The organism is candidate division WOR-3 bacterium (assembly GCA_029858255.1).
Lineage (GTDB): Bacteria > Hydrothermota > Tepidihabitantia > SM23-42 > SM23-42 > SM23-42.
On record JAOUFJ010000029.1, the window covers coordinates 1 to 17,722 of the forward strand.

The 17,722-nt window shown below is 48.3% G+C and carries 17 protein-coding genes; all 17 read right to left on the reverse strand.

Annotation, left to right across the window (positions count from 1 at the left end; translation table 11 throughout):
• Positions 1-852 precede the first annotated feature (852 nt).
• From trxB to mraZ, 17 genes are read right to left on the reverse strand one after another with little or no spacing between them, the layout of a single operon-like run.
• Positions 853-1,770: a thioredoxin-disulfide reductase gene (gene trxB, locus OEV79_10355; protein ID MDH4211833.1), complete on the reverse strand. Its 918-nt coding sequence runs from the start codon at positions 1,768-1,770 to the stop codon at positions 853-855.
• Positions 1,771-1,814: 44 nt separating this feature from the next.
• Positions 1,815-2,924, reverse strand: coding sequence for a cell division protein FtsZ (gene ftsZ / locus OEV79_10360; GenBank protein MDH4211834.1), 1,110 nt, complete (start codon positions 2,922-2,924; stop codon positions 1,815-1,817).
• A 14-nt stretch (positions 2,925-2,938) separates the two neighbouring features.
• Positions 2,939-4,171, reverse strand: coding sequence for a cell division protein FtsA (ftsA, locus tag OEV79_10365; protein ID MDH4211835.1), 1,233 nt, complete (start codon positions 4,169-4,171; stop codon positions 2,939-2,941).
• Positions 4,171-4,467: a hypothetical protein gene (locus OEV79_10370; GenBank protein MDH4211836.1), complete on the reverse strand. Its 297-nt coding sequence runs from the start codon at positions 4,465-4,467 to the stop codon at positions 4,171-4,173. Before OEV79_10370 ends, ftsA begins: the two co-directional genes overlap by 1 nt.
• Positions 4,468-4,475: 8 nt before the next feature.
• Positions 4,476-5,360, reverse strand: a complete 885-nt coding sequence (murB, locus tag OEV79_10375; protein ID MDH4211837.1) for a UDP-N-acetylmuramate dehydrogenase — start codon at positions 5,358-5,360, stop codon at positions 4,476-4,478.
• A complete protein-coding gene (gene murC / locus OEV79_10380; protein ID MDH4211838.1) occupies positions 5,360-6,745 on the reverse strand; it encodes a UDP-N-acetylmuramate--L-alanine ligase in 1,386 nt (461 codons plus the stop codon). Before murC ends, murB begins: the two co-directional genes overlap by 1 nt.
• Positions 6,732-7,808: a UDP-N-acetylglucosamine--N-acetylmuramyl-(pentapeptide) pyrophosphoryl-undecaprenol N-acetylglucosamine transferase gene (locus OEV79_10385; GenBank protein ID MDH4211839.1), complete on the reverse strand. Its 1,077-nt coding sequence runs from the start codon at positions 7,806-7,808 to the stop codon at positions 6,732-6,734. The genes murC and OEV79_10385 overlap by 14 nt, the downstream gene beginning before the upstream one ends.
• Complete coding sequence (locus OEV79_10390) at positions 7,805-8,872, reverse strand: FtsW/RodA/SpoVE family cell cycle protein (protein MDH4211840.1); 1,068 nt, start codon at positions 8,870-8,872, stop codon at positions 7,805-7,807. The genes OEV79_10385 and OEV79_10390 overlap by 4 nt, the downstream gene beginning before the upstream one ends.
• A complete protein-coding gene (murD, locus tag OEV79_10395; GenBank protein ID MDH4211841.1) occupies positions 8,853-10,154 on the reverse strand; it encodes a UDP-N-acetylmuramoyl-L-alanine--D-glutamate ligase in 1,302 nt (433 codons plus the stop codon). Before murD ends, OEV79_10390 begins: the two co-directional genes overlap by 20 nt.
• A 3-nt stretch (positions 10,155-10,157) precedes the next feature.
• Positions 10,158-11,243 (reverse strand): phospho-N-acetylmuramoyl-pentapeptide-transferase, encoded by a 1,086-nt coding sequence (mraY, locus tag OEV79_10400; protein MDH4211842.1) that lies wholly within the window; start codon positions 11,241-11,243, stop codon positions 10,158-10,160.
• 50 nt (positions 11,244-11,293) lie between these two features.
• Positions 11,294-12,559, reverse strand: coding sequence for a UDP-N-acetylmuramoyl-tripeptide--D-alanyl-D-alanine ligase (gene murF, locus OEV79_10405; protein MDH4211843.1), 1,266 nt, complete (start codon positions 12,557-12,559; stop codon positions 11,294-11,296).
• Positions 12,553-13,959, reverse strand: coding sequence for a UDP-N-acetylmuramoyl-L-alanyl-D-glutamate--2,6-diaminopimelate ligase (locus OEV79_10410; protein ID MDH4211844.1), 1,407 nt, complete (start codon positions 13,957-13,959; stop codon positions 12,553-12,555). The genes murF and OEV79_10410 overlap by 7 nt, the downstream gene beginning before the upstream one ends.
• 4 nt (positions 13,960-13,963) lie before the next feature.
• Complete coding sequence (locus OEV79_10415) at positions 13,964-15,589, reverse strand: penicillin-binding protein 2 (GenBank protein ID MDH4211845.1); 1,626 nt, start codon at positions 15,587-15,589, stop codon at positions 13,964-13,966.
• Positions 15,586-15,837, reverse strand: a complete 252-nt coding sequence (locus OEV79_10420; GenBank protein MDH4211846.1) for a hypothetical protein — start codon at positions 15,835-15,837, stop codon at positions 15,586-15,588. Before OEV79_10420 ends, OEV79_10415 begins: the two co-directional genes overlap by 4 nt.
• Complete coding sequence (gene rsmH / locus OEV79_10425) at positions 15,822-16,652, reverse strand: 16S rRNA (cytosine(1402)-N(4))-methyltransferase RsmH (protein ID MDH4211847.1); 831 nt, start codon at positions 16,650-16,652, stop codon at positions 15,822-15,824. The genes OEV79_10420 and rsmH overlap by 16 nt, the downstream gene beginning before the upstream one ends.
• A gap of 55 nt (positions 16,653-16,707) precedes the next feature.
• Positions 16,708-17,049, reverse strand: coding sequence for an STAS domain-containing protein (locus OEV79_10430; GenBank protein ID MDH4211848.1), 342 nt, complete (start codon positions 17,047-17,049; stop codon positions 16,708-16,710).
• The gene (gene mraZ / locus OEV79_10435) at positions 17,030-17,527 is read right to left on the reverse strand and encodes a division/cell wall cluster transcriptional repressor MraZ (GenBank protein ID MDH4211849.1); all 498 of its coding nucleotides are present in this window, start codon (positions 17,525-17,527) and stop codon (positions 17,030-17,032) included. The genes OEV79_10430 and mraZ overlap by 20 nt, the downstream gene beginning before the upstream one ends.
• Between the last annotated feature and the right edge of the window lie 195 nt (positions 17,528-17,722).

Consider the following 17,722-nt stretch of genomic DNA (forward strand, 5'->3'; position numbering starts at 1 on the left):
AGACCGTGCTACTCAAGTAACAAATAATCGTCTAAGGGTTGGGGTTGGGATGCTAGAATACAGCAGCCCGGCCCCACCCTAACAACCAAAGACCAAATAAAAACGTTATTATCGTTATTCTCGTTAGTACCGCTAATTTCGCTAAACCTCACCAGCGGCCAAACCCAACAACCAAAAACCATTCCTAAAAAGGGGTTAGGGTTGGGAAGCCTGACCTGCCAACGCGATCCAACCTCTCAACCCCAACCCAACACCCATCCTTAGAGAGTTCGTTATTCTCGCTATTCTCGTTAGTACCGTTAGTTTCGCTAGATCATAACGGCGGCTAAACCCAATAGCCAAAATCCATCTGTTTCTGACTTCCCAACCTTAACCAACACCCATCTTTGTCCAACACCCATCCTTAGAATTCGTTAAGTTCGTTACTTCCGTTATTGCCGTTGTTTTCGCTAATCTCGTTAATATCGCTCCTTCTCATCCTTTTAACCTCTGGTTCTATCCCCAAACATCGTCCTGGGGCTTGCCTTCGAGCCAGAGAATAAGGGTACTTGTTTCCGCACAAATCCGCGTCCGTTATCGAGGATCCAGCGCGAATAACGATAGTAACGACATTAACGGAACTAACGGTTTGTTCTTGCGACATCATACACTACCTCTGACGAATCGTCGATAACGGGTTAGGTTTGGGATGCTGGATAACAACATCTGGTTTTCGTTTATAGATCCTGATCTGCTCATTCGGCTTTCTGCCCCAGCATCCCAAACCTCAACCCTCACCCATCCGGGCCTTAACCCCGGTAAATTCACAAGCAAAAGTCAAAAAATAATCAGAAAGAATCTTCATATAGAATACTACTTCATTGATTCAAGATAATGGTATGCGCTGAGCGCAGCGGTTGCTCCTTCGGCGCACGCGGTCACCACCTGCCGAATTGCCTTCGAACAAACATCACCTGCTGCGAACAACCCAGGCTCGCACGTCCGCATCCGCGCATCCACAATGACAAATCCTTTTTCATCAAGGTCTACGATGTTTTTCAGCATACTCGTATTTGGTTCAAGTCCTACATATATGAAAACACCGCTGACCCGTATAATCTTCTGCTTACCCGTTTGACGGTCATGCACGGTAATCGATTCAACCCGCTCTGAACCGTTGATGCTCATCACTTCATGATTTAGCAAGAAATCTATTTTTTCTTCGCCTTCCAGGCGATCGGAGAGAATCTTATCTGCCGTAATGTTGGGCAAGAATTCAACAAATGTGATCCGGCTGACAAACTGCATTAAGAACTTGCCTTCCTGGAGACCCGAATTTCCGCAACCGACCACAGCAACATCGCGATTCTTGAACAGCGGGCCATCACACGTCGCGCAGTAGGATACACCGCGCCCCCTTAACTCTGATTCACCCGGGACATTGAGCTCCTTCCAGTTTGCGCCTATTGCGATGATGACTGCGGGCGCAGGAAATTGTCTGCTGTCAGTTGTGACAATGAAAGAACCATTTTGCTTGCTGATCGACTTCACCTCTGAGCCAACGATCTCAACCCCAAAGCGGAGCACTTGTTGTTTTATCTTATCAGCAAGTTCAATGCCAGATATGCCTACAGGAAAACCTGGATAGTTCTCAATGTAATGGGTGGTTGCCGCGTGCCCACCAGGCAATGCCATTTCGATTATCACAGTCCGAAGACCTGCTCGCGCACCATAAATGCCTGCGGTCAAACCTGCCGGTCCGCCACCAATCACAACCAAATCATGGCTCATGCTCCTCCTTTGATAGTCCGAATATCAGAATATCGGATTATCGATCAGTCGATTTGACGCCGCAAAAAGGTAGGCACCTCCAGATCGTTCTCATTATATATTTTGTCTTTGACATCGGATCTAACTTCACGACGCTTGAACGTAGGCAGTTCAAGATTCTCTTTGCGAGAACTGAAATCTATCGGTGCTTCGCTCGCCTTCTCTCTGATCCCCGTTGCTACGACCATTACGCTTACCTTATTGCCAACATGCTCGTCAATCACCACTCCGGTGATAACCTTGGGCTGGCTGTCGGTTTCACTGGTGATCAATGATGCTGCTTCGTTTGTCTCGGCCAGGGTAAGGTCCTGCCCACCTGTAATATTGATCAACAGACCTCTCGCTCCCTTGATAGAAACGTCGTCGAGAAGTGGTGAAGATATTGCCGATTGCGCTGCCTGTATTGCCCGGCTCTCGCCCTCACCAATACCAAGACCCATAACTGCGGTTCCCTTCTCGACCATCACCGTGCGCACGTCAGCGAAGTCGAGATTGATCAAACCGGATTTCGTCACCATCTCCGCGATACCCTTGATCGCATTGAAGAGAACCATATTACCCAATCTGAAGGCCTCTATGATCGATTGGTCTTTCGGAGCAACGGCAATCAATTTCTGATTGGGGATGACGATCAAAGTGTCGACGTTATCCTTCAGTTCATCGATGCCACTCTGGGCATTTGTCATGCGCCAGACACCTTCATATTCAAATGGACGCGTGACAACGGCCACGACCAAAGCGCCGGCATTCTTTGCCTCTTCAGCGATGATCGGTGAAGCGCCAGTTCCAGTTCCGCCACCTTGACCGCAAGTAATGAAAACCATATCTGCATCGCGAAAAACATCCCTTATCTTCTCTCGAGACTCTTCGGCTGCCTTGCGACCGATTTCGGGATCACCACCCGCGCCCAAGCCCTGGGTCAGATTGGTGCCGATTTGTATCTTTTCGTTTGCCTTGTTCAATTTCAGAACCTGCGCGTCTGTGTTGACCGCGATGCACTCAACCGCGTGTATTCCGTGGTTCGTAGCATAGTTGATTGTATTACAACCTGCACCACCGACTCCAATCATTTTTATTTTTGCTATATATTTTGGATCCTCAACTAGTTCAAACATATTCCTTCCTCCTTTCAGAAGTACTTGGCAAACCAATCTTCGAATCTCTTTTTGAGGGCATCGAACACACCCACACCTCTTACTCTTTTTATCAGCACCTGATTTTTCTTTTCGAAGCCGTAGAGAATAAGACCCACGCCCGTCGCATAAATCGGGTCTTGCACGATGTCAGTGAGACCACCGATCTTCTTAGGAATACCGATCTTCACGGGTAGATGAAAGACATCTTCAGCAAGTGCATCCAAACCGTGCAGTCGTGCCGTACCGCCGGTTACAACGACACCCGCGGCCAGGATATCATAGAACCCGCTTCTCTTGATCGCCTTGTTGGTGATCATCAATATCTCTTCTACCCGGGGAGTGACAATCGAAGCCAGCAACTCCCGGGTGATATTGCGATCTTCACGACCACCAATACCCGGAACCCTTATTTCCTCTTTGGCTTCATCCGCTGACACCGAGATGCTCGCATTCTTTCTCTTGATCTCCTCGGCTTGTTTGTAGGGCGTCCTGATACCGATCGCTATGTCATTCGTGATGTATTCACCACCAAGCGGTATCACTTCGGAATATCTTATTGCCCCGTCGTAGAATATCGCCAGGTCGGTCGTGCCGCCTCCGATGTCCAGCAGACACACGCCCAGGTCAATCTCATCCGGCTGCAAAACCGAATACGACGATGCCAAAGGTTGAAGCACAAGATCCTTGACCCGCAGCCCAGCGCGTTCCAAAGCAGTATAGATATTCTGTGCCGAAGTTATGGCTGCGGTCACGATATGCACCTCGGCCTCAAGCTTTACCCCGCTCATGCCAACCGGGTCTTTTATGCCCTTTTCATTATCAACTACATACTCGATCGGTATCGCATGGATTATTTCACGATCAAGGGGCAAGGCAATCGCTTTTGCCTGCTCGATCACGCGTTCGATATCTCTCTTTGTTACCACACCACCCGACCGGGCCGTCGCAATCATTGCATGCGCGTTGATGCTTTCTATGTGCGAACCAGAAATACCGGCATAACACGAATCCACTTTTACACCTGCCATGCGCGAGGCTTCATCGACCGACTTCACGATCGATTCGATCGCCTTTTCGAGATTGACAATTACCCCGCGCTTCAATCCATTAGAGGGTGTTGAACCGACGCCTACAATTTTCAAATCTTCGCCTTCGACTTCAGCAATGATCGCAGCAATCTTCGTTGTCCCCAGATCGACGCCGACGATTCTTTCTTTCCTTGCCATCATTTCCTCCTTAGCACATCATAAGCTATTTGATTTCTTAAAATGATCTGTCCTCTATAACGCATATCAACCACCCACGTTTCTTCTATTTCCAGTAAGTTCAATTTCTCCAAAAGATGTTTTTTCATTCTAAGATCACTGGTGCCCAGTATATACTGGACACCCTTGTATTTAACTATTCCATCCACCGTTGATACCACCTCGCCCTCCGGTATCACTTCCTCAAGCATCACGTACTGCTCGCGCTTTCGCAGCAGTACAAATGCAAGTATCGCAAAAACTATGATCAGCAACAAAACAATAATCAGCCTAATAATTTCACCTCTTCTTCCAACCGGATGCCTGTCTTCTTGAACACGGTCTTCTTAATATGACCGGCCAATGCGACGACATCAGCTGCTCTCGCTCCGCCTCTGTTGATTATGTAATTCGCATGTTTCTCGCTAACCACAGCACCACCGACCGAGATTCCCTTCAGCCCGCACATTTCGATCAACTTACCAGCTGCCTGACCGGGTGGATTCTTAAAAAACGAGCCAGCAGAATAGCCAACAGGATGGCGTTCCATCCGCCGCTTCAGATTCTCATCGATTTTCTTTTTGATAGTGCGCCTGTTATCTCTTATCATGACCAGGTCTGCGGTTATGACCATACAACCATTATTGATATTGGATGATCTATATGAAAAACCAAGCTCTGCTCTGGAAAGAATAACCTCCTTGCCGTTTCCATCTACTACTACTGCACTAACAGCCATGTCTGCTATCGAGCTGCCAAAGGCACCGGCATTACCCTTGACCGCACCGCCTACTGTACCCGGTATACCTGCCAGGAATTCTCCACCGCCATAACCCTCAACGAGCGATTCTTTAAGGAAATCTCCGATCATGACACCACCACCGCATCGCACCAAACCATCCCGCCAGGCAATCCGTTTGAATACCCCGCCAAGCTTCAATACGACACCAGGGAAACCAGAATCGGCAACCAGAATATTCGTGCCAGCACCGATGATAAAATACGGCAGTCTATGTTTACTGATTATCTGCAAGACCATGGTCAAAGCTGTCTTCGTGTACACGCAGACAAAAAATCGAGCCCTGCCTCCGATATGAAAAGAAGTGTGGTCGGCTAATGGTTCGTCCGTTGTCACTTTTATGCTCGATACACGTCGGAAAGGATTCTTCATTATTTCAATTCCTTGAGCAGCTGCCGCGCAACCTGGTTGATATCACCGGCACCCTGAATAACGACGACATCACCAGGCTTCAATGTCTGTTTGAGGAATTCCAGGACCCGACCGATTTTGTCGATGAAGTGTATGCCATTCTGCTCCCTCGCAAGCCGCTTTGCCAAAGCCTGTCCCGTCACACCCGGTATTGGCATTTCATGTGCGGCATATATCTCAGTAACGACCACCAAATCGGCACTGAGAAAGGATTTGGCAAATTGATCAAAGAGATGATAGGTGCGTGTGAATCGGTGCGGCTGGAAGACAGCGACAATTCGTTGCGCCGGGAAGTAATCACGCAAAGTCTGCAACGTAACCGCAATCTCGGTTGGATGATGTCCGTAGTCGTCGAATATCCGGATACCGTTGACATCTGCTATGTATTCAATACGACGGTGGACACCGCGGAATGCATCTATCGCGCCTCTTATTTTTCCTATTCCAATACCTAATTCAAGACCAACACCTATTGCCGCCAGGGCGTTAGCGACATTGTGCCGACCCGGCAAATTGATCCTGAACCTGCCGACTATTTTGTTATGGTATCTAACCTTGAAAGACACGCCGAAATCATATTTCTGCAGGTCTTCAGCACGCAGATCGGCGCAATTTTCAAAACCATAAGAGATTACTTGACGACGTATGTTTTCCATGATGCTCATACTCACCGGCGAATCTACGCCAAGAAATACACTTCCCCAGAAGGGCACGTGGTTGGCAAAATGCCCAAAGTGTTCCTTGATTTCATCCAGGTCTTTGTAGTAATCCAGATGTTCCGCCTCGATGTTCGTGATGACGGCAAATGAAGGATAGACTCTAAGGAATGACTTATCCGATTCATCAACCTCACAAACGAGATAATTCCCGGCACCCAGTGTTGCCTGAGTCTTACCGATAACGATGCCACCTATCACCGTAGTCGGTGACAGTCCACTTTTCTGTAGTACCTCACTCACCAAGGAGGTAGTTGTTGTTTTGCCGTGGGTTCCGGAAATACAGATCGCGAACTTCGTGCGTGTCAATTCAGCAAGTAATTCAGCACGGTGGATCAATGGTATGTTGTTTGTTCGCGCTTCCATCAACTCGGGGTTATCCTGTTTTATGGCCGATGAATACACAACCAAATCAGCCCCGGCAATGTTTCTCCTTCTGTGTCCGTAGCTGATCCGAATACCTATCCGTTTCAAACGTTTTGTTATCTCCGACGAGTGAAGATCAGAACCGGTGACCGTGAATGAAAGATTCTTCATGATTGTCGCCAGGCCACTCATTCCGATACCACCTATTCCAACAAAGTGGATATGTTTCGTTTTACCAAACATCTTCGGTCTAAGTCTTTTCATTCTCAATGTCCTTGAGCATCAAATCCGCTATTTTTTTCTCCGCGTCCAATATTAGACTCGTTTGCCTCCAACGTTTGCGCTTCATTAGTTCACGTAAGCACTTCGCCAGATCCTTGGGCGTCAACTCCTTCTCTGCACGCAAGAGAGCATCACCGATCTCCGTGAAATACAACGCATTGTGGTACTGATGATCGTCGATCGCGTGGGGGAATGGAACGAAGACCACTTTTTTTCCTAGCGCCAAAATTTCGTATCCGGCCAGAGCGCCAGCCCGTGAAACAAGAATATCGGACCTGCGAATTTCCTCCCACGGCGTTTCGCTGAATGGTATCACGTGCGTCCTGACCTTCTTGCTGCTGATCACGCGCGCATAGTCACGGATACCCGAGATTATGGTCAGATACCACTTACCGGGGATGATATCCTGCAGGGCCAGAGCCATGTCATTCAGGAAACGCGCTCCTTGACTCCCGCCATAAACAAGAACGCGCACCTTGCCAGTCTGTCTTCCAAATCCTGCCGGCCGGCGGTCTACTTTGAATTCCCGGCGGATTGGAATACCGGTTATTGATATTTTACCGTGCAATGAAGCGACCGGCGGCAAACCCAGGAATACTCTGCGTGCCGAGCGTGCGAAGAATCTGGTCGCCCGACCCGGTACCCGATTCGGCTCGAATACATAGAACGGACTCCGGTTCAAGAGGCAAGAAATGTTCAAAGGCACGGCGCCAAAACCGCCAAATGCCAAACCGATGCCTCCACGCGTTAACGCATGCAGTCTGAAAATAGAATGGAGCAGGATAAAGGCGAAAAATATCTTTCCAAAGATGGATTTGCCGAAGAAGGGTCGCGAATTGACCAGGAAAGTCTTCAAACCGTAACGCCGTGCGATCTTCTCCTCCTGAAATCCTTTGCGTACCAGGAAGAACACATCACATCTGCGCCGCAGCAATTCAACCGCCGTAACAACTGCAGGAAAATAATGGCCGCCAGAACCTATGCCGCTGGCAATGATCTTGGGCTTACCCACCTCCCTCAAATTGGCGTTTCTCGATAAGGTCACAGATTCCTCCGACGAGAAGCCTGCAGAATGATACCTACTGCGAACAGGTTTGCCGCGAGCGACCAGCCGCCAAAGGAAATGAATGGCAGTGGAATGCCGGTTGGCGGTAAGAGACCTACGCTAACACCCACGTGTACAAGGAATATGATGAACAAGGAAGCGTTCAAACCAAGAACCATGAGTCTTGTGAACTCATCATCGGCAACACCAGCAATTGACAGACCACGCAAGTAGATCTGCCAGTAGAAAACGAACACGACGATACATCCAATGAAGCCAAGCTCTTCGGCAATGTGGGCAAAGATGAAATCATTATGGATGCCTGGCAGGAACAAAAATTTCTGCAGACCAGCACCAGGTCCTTTGCCAAAAAGGCCTCCGGACCCGATCGCGATCAGAGATTGCCTGACCTGATAAGTGGGCTCGGATATGAAGGTCGCGATGCGATGTTGAGCATGGGGGAATACCCTTATGAAGATCGCCAGAATGCCAGCACTAGCAGTGCTCGTTGCCAACAGAAATTTCAATTTCGCACAGCCATAGATCAACATTGCCACCAGGGTGGCCAGACAGATAAATGCCATTGAAATCGAAGGCTGAATCGCTACCAGTATTATTATCAAGAAAGAAATGATCAGAATTGTAGCAAGCCCCCGGTGGGTACTCGCTGTCATAGGATGGGCGGAAAAGAAATTTGCCAGGAAGAACACCAGCCAGATCCTGACAAATTCCGAAACCTGGAGGCCGACTGAGGCGATCAACAACGATCTCTTCGCACCGAACTGGAAACGTCCGGCAAAAACAGTCATTAACAAACTCAATAATATGAGGACCAGCAAAGGGAAGAGCATTTTTCTTATTGTCTCGTACGGAACGAGCAGGCCAAGCAGGAAAAACCCGATGGCAACCAGGACCCTTCTGAGATGTGCCATCAGATAGTAAGTAGAATTTTCACCCTGTCGCAATGCTCGGTAGTACGATGAGGAGAAGACAAAAATGATCCCCAGTACAACGAGGCAGATAACTAGTAATAGCAGAATTCGATCAGTCTTGCCGTGCAGCATCTATGAATGCCTCCCCGCGTTCTTCAAAATTGCCGAAATGGTCAAACGATGAAAATCCGGGATTCAAGATTATCGTGTCACCAGTCTGGGCAAAAGCCCTGGCCTTGGCAACCGCGTCGGTCATATCCTCGGCAATGACATATTTTGTATATCCACGTTTGCAGAAATAATCGGCTATGAAACTCGCATTCTCGCCGAGTACCACGCATGCCTTTGCACTCTCGATCAAAGTATCGAGGTAATCCTGGCCTTCATCACCCTTGTGCCTGCCCCCGAAGATCACTATTTTCGACCCCGCGGTTGCCAGAAATGAGGCGATCGCCGCGGTCGCGTTCGTACACATAGAGTTATTTATATATCTTATGCCTTTCAGCAGACCCAGGTCCTCCATGCGATGAGGCAGGCTCTTAAACACCATGATCCCCCTTTCAATATCGGGAGTGTCGATCTGGAGTATCTTCGCAACCGCAATTGCTGCTGCCATGTTCATTAGGTTGTGCTCTCCTGGCAAAGGCAGACCGGTATTGGCAAACAACGCGATACCGTCGTACCGGAACTGGCCGTTCAGAGACACACCTTCAGTATTGCGGTGACCAAAGAATACGACCCGGGACTCTACGATGTCGGCAAGCCGTCTTATCCCTTCATCATCAGAGTTCAGAACCGCAAAATCATTGTGGCCTTGATTGGCAAAGACTCGCAGCTTTGCATTCCTGTATTCAGTAAAGTCCTTATGCCAATTCAGATGATCCACACCTATGTTGGTGAGCACCGCGATATGGGGACGAAATCTGTCGATGCGCATCAGTTGAAATGATGATATCTCGAGAACATAATAATCGTACGGTTTGTGGAAAAGGGCTGTTGAAAACGGCTTGCCCGGCGCAAGATTGCCGCCGAGAAAATGCCCGATCTCTGAAACGCCGAGAATACTACTTATCAAAGCTGCGGTTGTGCTTTTGCCATTTGTCCCTGTTACGGCAATGACCCTGGGTTGATCCAACTCAGTAAAGACGTACTCTATTTCATCGATAATAGGGGTACCCTGATCCTTCAGCACCGTACAGATTGCCTTGTTCGGTGGGAAGCCGGGTGAAGTGATGGCAAGATCATAACGCTGCTCAAAATATAATTTCACATTTCCTTCGTCAATCATTTTTTGTGCCCGAGCTGCAAGACTCGACAAATTCTCATCATAGACGAATACCTCTTCCCCTTTCTTCACAAGGTACTCTGCAACCGCAAGATTGGCACGACCCAGACCCAGGAGAAGCGTCTTCATAGATTACCTGATCTTCAATGTCGAAAGTGCAAACATCAAACAGATAATTCCAATTATCCAGAAGCGAATTACGATCTTGGGTTCGACCATTCCCTTCAGCTCGAAATGGTGATGGAGCGGCGCCATCATGAAAAGACGCTTTCCACCGGTGCGCCGGAAATATACTACCTGCGCCAGCACCGTCAAAACCTCAATCACAAAAACACCACCCACCATCACCAGCAGAATCTCCTGTTTGATGAGAATTGCCGCCGTACCGATTATTGCACCGAGGCTTAGAGCACCCGTATCACCCATAAACACCTGAGCCGGGTATGTATTGAACCACAGGAATCCGAGGCTCGCACCCAGGATCGTCGCGCAATATACGGTGATCTCACCGCCTTGCTTCAAGAAGATGATATTAAGATAGTCGCTGATCACCGCATGGCCCGCTGCATACGCCAGGGCAGCATATGCCAGGGCGGCAATACCGATCAATCCGATAGCCAGACCATCCAGGCCGTCGGTAAGGTTGACACCGTTGGAGGAGCCGACAAGAACCAGGGCAACGAACGCCGGATAGAACAACCCGAAACTTATGACATAATTCTTCACAAACAGGAGATTGGTTTTGTCCATGTAGCCTTCGGGACCGAAGAAGTACAGGAACAGACCGAGTGCTATTCCATAGACAACCTGGACAATTAGTTTCGTCTTGATCGAGAGACCGCGTGGCCGCTTTTTGTATATCTTCACATAATCATCCCATAACCCAAGGAATCCAAAGTAAATCGTTGCGCTGAATAAAATCAATATATTCGGATTTGTCAAATCGCAGAAGAGAAAAGATGAAATGAGAATTGACAATAGTATCAGTAGACCACCCATTGAGGGCGTGCCTTCTTTTGAACGATGGCTATCAGGTACCTCCGATCTTACCCTTTGTGTGGCAGACTGGGTCTTCATCGAGGCTATGAATTTTCGCCCAAAGACGAGTACAATCAGAATCGCGAAGACCGCCGCATACGCGCTACGGAATGTTATGTAGCCAAAAAGCCTCAAAGGTCCAAAAAAGTCACGCAGTGGATACAGTAGCCATAAAAGCATATTATCTCACTTGTTGTCAACGAACACAAAAGGTTTGATGACGCAACTCTTCATCTCAGTAACCTCGATAGTCCATAGACGAACCGCTCAAAACGGAGGGCACGGGATGCCTTGAACAATATCACCTCATCACCGGTTATATTCTCGTGGAGACTTCTGAGCAGCTCATTCTCTTCGGTATAATGTCCGCCTCCGTAGTACTCTGACTGCCGTCCATAGGTCATCAATAGATCTACGGAACTTCTGGCATACAAACCGATTTCTTCGTGTAATTGACTGCTTCTCTTCCCCAATTCAAGCATATCACCGAGAACAGCGATCGTAGGACGCCCCAATTGCCCGATGAAATCGATCGCCGCTTTCATCGATGTCGGATTTGCATTGTATGTATCGTTCAATATCAACAACCTGCTGATCCTAATTGGTTCCAGCCGTCCGGGTTCTGGCTTAATTCCTGCCAGCGCCGTTTTTTGTGTCGCATAATCAACACCCAGCATCGTCGTCAAACAAACTGCCGCCAGGCAGTTGTAAACGTTGCCAGCTCCAAGCAGCCGAGTGAAATATTCCTTCCATCCAAGGGAGAAGTAAGAGCCGTGTTCGGTGAGCTTCACGCTCTCCAACATGTCCATTGAGAATCGGTTCACAGTTCTTCCGGGCATCTCGCCAAACCCCTCACCCACTAAGGCCAGCCCGTCGGGTGGTAGCGCCTCGATCAATGAAGATTTCTCTTTTCTCACGCCATCGAGTGACTCCAATCCCTCAAGATGGCCCGGCCCGATATTTGTTATGACTCCCACATCAGGTTTGGCGATATCGCACAATCTTTTGATCTCTCCGGGCGCGCTCGTCCCCATTTCAAGCACCATGTAATCTTCATCACCGCAAAGGTTGAAGATGGTGAGTGGCATGCCGATGAGGGAATTGTAGTTTCTCTTCGTGCACAAAACATTCGACCCTGAACCGAGTATCGCAGCAACAATCTTCTTTACGGTAGTCTTACCATTGGTTCCGGTTATGCCAATTGCCTTGGCTCTGTAGTACTGACGGTAGTGCCGCGCAAATTCACCCAGGGCATAGAGCGCATCAGACACCTGTATCTCGTTCGCCTTCGATTGCGTGCGTTCAACAACAGCGGCGATCGCCCCGCGTGCCAAAGCGTCATTCACAAAATTATGTCCGTCTGTGTGTTGCCCTTTGAGCGCGAAGAAGAGATGGCCGGGCCTGGTTTCACGTGAATCGATCGTGACCCCACGTGCTAAATCAGTACGGACTGAACACGCCTTGCCACCCATTACCCTGGCTATCTCCGCTAGCATGAATTCTCGAAACATCTCTTTATAACCTCGGCATCACTAAAATCGATGCTCTCATCATCGAATATCTGGTACTCTTCGTGGCCCTTCCCGGCAACGATAACCATATCATCTCCCTGTTTCATTGCCATTGCATATTCGATGGCCGCCGTCCTGTCTTCAATCATCTTGTAGTTATCACCGGCAACACCCTGCAGAATATCGTTGATGATGTCTGAGGGTGTTTCGTGCCGGGGATTATCTGTGGTAATGACCGCGAGGTCGGCAAACCTCGTTGCAAGTGCACCCATCTTCGCACGTTTGTCACGGTCGCGATCGCCACCACACCCGAAAACGACAATCAACTTGCCCCTTGCGTATTCCCTGGCGGATTTCAGTATGTTTTCGATCGCGGCAGGTGTATGCGCGTAATCAACGAAGACATTGTCAACAATGCGCTCCATGCGGCCCGGTACAAATCGCAGTTTCTCAATTCCTTCAACTATGCGATCGGCTGATACATCCAGAGCCACACCTGCAGCAAAAGCCCCGAGGATGTTATGGAAATTGAATCTTCCGATCAACGGTGACTTTACCTCGTAACTCTTGGCTTTGTACGATATCTCGATTCTAAGACCATCGATCGACTGTTCGATCAATCTACCTCTAATGTCGCTGCCCTCGGTCTGGCCAAATGAAAGTACGCACGGCAGCGACATTGATGTCACTGCATCACGAATATCTTCGTCATTATTGTAGATAGCACAGCCATTTAGTTTGAGAAGTGAAAATATTCGCAGTTTCGACCGCATGTAATCATCCATCGTTACATGAAAATCAAGATGATCCTGAGACAGGTTAGTGAAGACTGCGGCGTCGAAGTCGATGCCCTCAACACGCCCTAATTTAAGAGCATGAGAAGAGACTTCCATCACCAGGGAATCTATCCCCTGGCTTTGATACTCTTTGAGCAATTTCAGGATATCCAGAATCTCTGGCGTCGTGCGGGTCGCCTTGCTCCTTGAGGCCCCAAGATAGTATACCGTGCCGATAAGACCTGGCTTTTTCCCTGCTTGTGTGAGAATGGAATGAATCAGGAAGGTTGTGGTCGTTTTGCCGTTGGTACCGGTCACCCCGATCTTTGCCATTTGAGCAAAATTACCGTAGAAACGTACGGCCAATTTGCCTATTATGTCCCGCGTATTATCCAGGACGAGCTGCGGAAGATGTGTGGCGACCCTATGCTCCGTAATAACCGCAACCGCTCCCGCTCTTTCCACGTCTCCTATGAAATCATGACCATCAAAACGGGCGCCCTTCACGGCGACATACAGGCTTCCTGGTATCACCTTTCTTGAGTCGAATTCAATCGAGCTTATCTCAATATCTTCCATGTTGTAGGCCTGCGAAGGCAAATCCGACATCAATTTACTTAGCCGCATAATGATAAGAGTTCATTTGATAGAGGCTCTGTGCGATTTCTTTGAAAACTGGCGCCACTATCGTACTTGCCCAATATCCGCTCTTGGGCTCATCGATCATCAGCATGATCAAATAATCAGGTTCCTCGGCTGGGAAGAAACCGACAAAAGTGGCGATCACTGCGCTGTTCGAGTACGAGCCATTAACGACCTTTTGTGCGGTTCCGGTCTTCCCGGCAATTTTCATATCGTTAAAAGCCGCTGCCGCACCGCTTCCTTCTTCAACGACGGCACAGAGTATGTCGGTAACGCTTCGCGCCGTCGACGCATCGATCACACGACGTATGCGGAGAGGATCGACTTCATATATCGTCTTCTCTCCTTTTCTCACCGCCTGCACGATGTTCGGTTTGCTCAGCACACCATCATTGGCAATGACCTGATAGGCCATGGCAAGCTGCAACATATTCACGGTGAGCCCCTGGCCAAAAACCAGAGTGGCAAAATCTATGTCATTCATCTTGGCCGCGTCGGGCAACCGACCTCGTACTTCCCCCGGAAACTCAATACCGGTCAATTCGCCGAACCCAAAATCCCTCACGAGGAGCAGAAATCTTTCACGGTCAAATTTCCTCGATAACTTGACCATTGCTACATTACTTGAATGGGCCACTGCCTGCTTCAGTGTGACAACCCCATAATTACGGTAATCATTGATCGTGTGCCCCCTTATCTTGATCTTCCCGGTCTCGGTATCGATCCTATCATTCTCGTGCGCACCATTCATCAACGCGAAAGTCAAGCACATGAGTTTGAATGTAGATCCGGGTTCGAATTCATCGCAGATTATGTGGTTTCTCTGATCACCATTCTTCCCCGCATTTACCATGGCCAGAATATTCCCGGTCTCCGGGTCGATAATCAAACCCGCGGCTAAATGCGCGTCTTCTTTATCGAGGCAATCCTTCAACTTATCATACAAGATCGCCTGAAGCTGAAGATCTACAGTAAGATAAATATCCGCACCCGGCTGGGGTTCCTGCTCAGGATAATTGTGGTAGGGGAAGATCCCACCGGATGGATCCTTCTGATAGATCGCAAATCCCGATTCACCGCTGAGGATTTCGTCAAACTGCAATTCCATACCCTCAATGCCGCGGTTATCCAAACCACATTTGCCGACCATGCTCGAGAAGATTTCAGGCATGTTGTATCGTCGGTTCAAATCATGGGTATACCCAATACTCGGATCGTTGATCGCCAGATAACGGTCACGCTGTTCAATATCGACCTTCATTTCGACCCAGAAAAAATCGCCAGCATCTACCAGTCTTTTCAATTGGGTCGTTGATTTGCCGGAGATCTTAGAGACTTCGCGCACAAGCTTGGCCGCATCGCAAGCGTAACGAGGTGTGCAAAAAACCGAAAAACAAGGTTCGGAGGTCGCGATCGGGACGCCGCCTCGATCATAGATATTACCGCGCGCTCCGAGCAACACAAATTTCTTCTCGTGCTGCTGTCTGGCCCTCTTTTCGTAGTATTGATGCCTGAAGCACTGAATGTAGAAAAGGTAAGAGAAAAAGATCAGGGATACAAAAAAGAGAAAAGAATTAAGCATTTTCGTGCGTATCATTCGATCACTCCCAATATATCATCCCTCTGCGGAAAAACGTATCCCATCTCCTTTGCCGCGGATTCAATATGAGCAAGATTGGTGATATCAATCAAGCTAGACTCCAGCTGTTTTTTTTCGTTCTGCAATTCAACGACATCGCTCTCGATAACCTCTTTTCGCACTTCAATCTTGACCAGTTCACTTTCGATGAAAACAAGCAAGAACATATAAATGATAACCGAAACAAAAATTATGAGGATGCGCATTTTTCGATGGCCCTCAACCTTGCGCTCCTGGCCCTAGGGTTCTCGCTGACTTCTTCATCAGTCGGCTTTATGGCTTTCTTGTTCAGTAACCGGGCTTTTGTCCCCGCCTTCAAATTCCGGAAGAAATGTTTCACGATCCTATCCTCACCCGAATGATATGATATCACCACCATCCGCCCCTCTGTACCCAGCCTCCTGAACGCTGCGGGCAATGCCTGCGAGAGATTGGACAATTCGTCATTGGTCCAGATCCTCAGGGCTTGAAACACCTTTTGTAGATTCTTCTTGAGAAATCGACGCGGCACAGAATCTTCCACCAATTTTCTCAGTTCCAGAGTCGACTCCAAGTAATTCCGTGCATCGTATATTCTTTGACCCAGCTTGCGGTAATTGCGAACATCACCAAATTCTTTCAGGACCTGAATGATTTCACTCTTCCGACCGCATTTCAGTCTATCGCTCAACGGCGTGGTCCTGGGCGACATCCTCATCAATAAACGGCCCTCACGCTCGTAGCTGAACCCGCGGGAAGGAGTGATCAACTGATGGTATGAAACGCCAAGATCAAAAAGCACGCCGTCGACGCTCCCGACATGAAATTTGTCAAGGATTAAATCTAGATTAATAAAGTTATCCTCCGAGAAAAAACAACGTTTGCTGAACGCCGCTGTTATTCGCCTGCCGTACTCGAGAGCATCAGGATCACAGTCGATGCCGATAAACCTTGTATCCTTGGTCCGGCTCAACATTGCCATAAGATGACCAGCCCCCCCGACCGTGCAGTCAAGATAGGTACCTCCTTCCTTTAGATCCAAATATCGGATAACTTCATCTAATAGGACGGGTTGATGATAGACCTGGTGCTGTCGATCAGGCAAAGCTCTTCAACGCGGCCCTGCGTGAAGGATAGATTTCGAACGGGTAGAAACCGTATAATCTCAGGATATCGAAGAGATAGGGTGACACATTGACGAGTTTGATATCGCCTCCAAACTTCTTGAATTTCTGCTGGTAATCGATGAGCCAACCCACAACTTTATAATTTATGTGGCTGACTCTCGACAGGTCGATTATTATGTTTACATCACCCTCTTCAATCATTTGCTTCAACGAAAGCTCGATCTTTTCAAAACCCTGCTCATCGATTTCACCGCTCGGTAGAAAAAAAGATACTTTCTTGTCTTTGATTGCCTCAACTGCTTGTATTTTCATGCTTCCTCCTTCTCAATTCCTCGATGCCCTCGGCATCCTCTGAATAGAATTTTTCGACCTCTTTACCGAATGCTTCATAAGTCTCAGGAGACCATAACTCAATGTAGTTTATCTCGCCAACGATTATGACTTCTTTGGTAATTCGAGCATGATCAAGCAAGAAATCCGGCATCAATATTCTCCCCTGAGCATCCAACCTATCCTCTTTAACGCCAAAGGTAAAATGCCGCCGATAACGGCGGGACTTGAGATAGTCCATCGAGAGGGAAAGTAGTTCCTTGTTTTCGATTTCCTCCCAGATCTTTAGCGGATACACGGCTATCTCGCGGTCATAACCTGGGGTCAGGATCACCCGGCCCTCGGACTCGTGTTTGAGTACGTTACGGAACTGGCTCGGAATCGCCAGCCGTTTTCGGTCATCTAGTGTGTGAGTGAAGAATCCGCGAAATCTAATATTCCCCATTTCTCCCCATTTCACCCCATTTTACACATAATTTGATTTTTGTCAAGTACTAATTTACTCTGAAACAGGGGAATAACTTCCTGAATATCGAGACTTTTTCCTTGAATGAAAAACCGATATCAGGATTGTGTGGTTTGACTGCAGATTTGTTTAGGGATTTGAGTAGTTCTTCGTTTTCTTTTACAGCCTACTGCACTGCCTTATGTTTGT

Coding starts and splice junctions, on each gene's coding strand:
- trxB (MDH4211833.1), bottom strand. CDS start 1,770: ATGAGCCATGATTTGGTTGTGATTGGTGGCGGACCGGCAGGTTTGACC.
- ftsZ (MDH4211834.1), bottom strand. CDS start 2,924: ATGTTTGAACTAGTTGAGGATCCAAAATATATAGCAAAAATAAAAATG.
- ftsA (MDH4211835.1), bottom strand. CDS start 4,171: ATGGCAAGGAAAGAAAGAATCGTCGGCGTCGATCTGGGGACAACGAAG.
- murB (MDH4211837.1), bottom strand. CDS start 5,360: ATGAAGAATCCTTTCCGACGTGTATCGAGCATAAAAGTGACAACGGAC.
- murC (MDH4211838.1), bottom strand. CDS start 6,745: ATGAAAAGACTTAGACCGAAGATGTTTGGTAAAACGAAACATATCCAC.
- OEV79_10390 (MDH4211840.1), bottom strand. CDS start 8,872: ATGCTGCACGGCAAGACTGATCGAATTCTGCTATTACTAGTTATCTGC.
- murD (MDH4211841.1), bottom strand. CDS start 10,154: ATGAAGACGCTTCTCCTGGGTCTGGGTCGTGCCAATCTTGCGGTTGCA.
- mraY (MDH4211842.1), bottom strand. CDS start 11,243: ATGCTTTTATGGCTACTGTATCCACTGCGTGACTTTTTTGGACCTTTG.
- murF (MDH4211843.1), bottom strand. CDS start 12,559: ATGCTAGCGGAGATAGCCAGGGTAATGGGTGGCAAGGCGTGTTCAGTC.
- OEV79_10410 (MDH4211844.1), bottom strand. CDS start 13,959: ATGTCGGATTTGCCTTCGCAGGCCTACAACATGGAAGATATTGAGATA.
- OEV79_10415 (MDH4211845.1), bottom strand. CDS start 15,589: ATGATACGCACGAAAATGCTTAATTCTTTTCTCTTTTTTGTATCCCTG.
- OEV79_10420 (MDH4211846.1), bottom strand. CDS start 15,837: ATGCGCATCCTCATAATTTTTGTTTCGGTTATCATTTATATGTTCTTG.
- OEV79_10430 (MDH4211848.1), bottom strand. CDS start 17,049: ATGAAAATACAAGCAGTTGAGGCAATCAAAGACAAGAAAGTATCTTTT.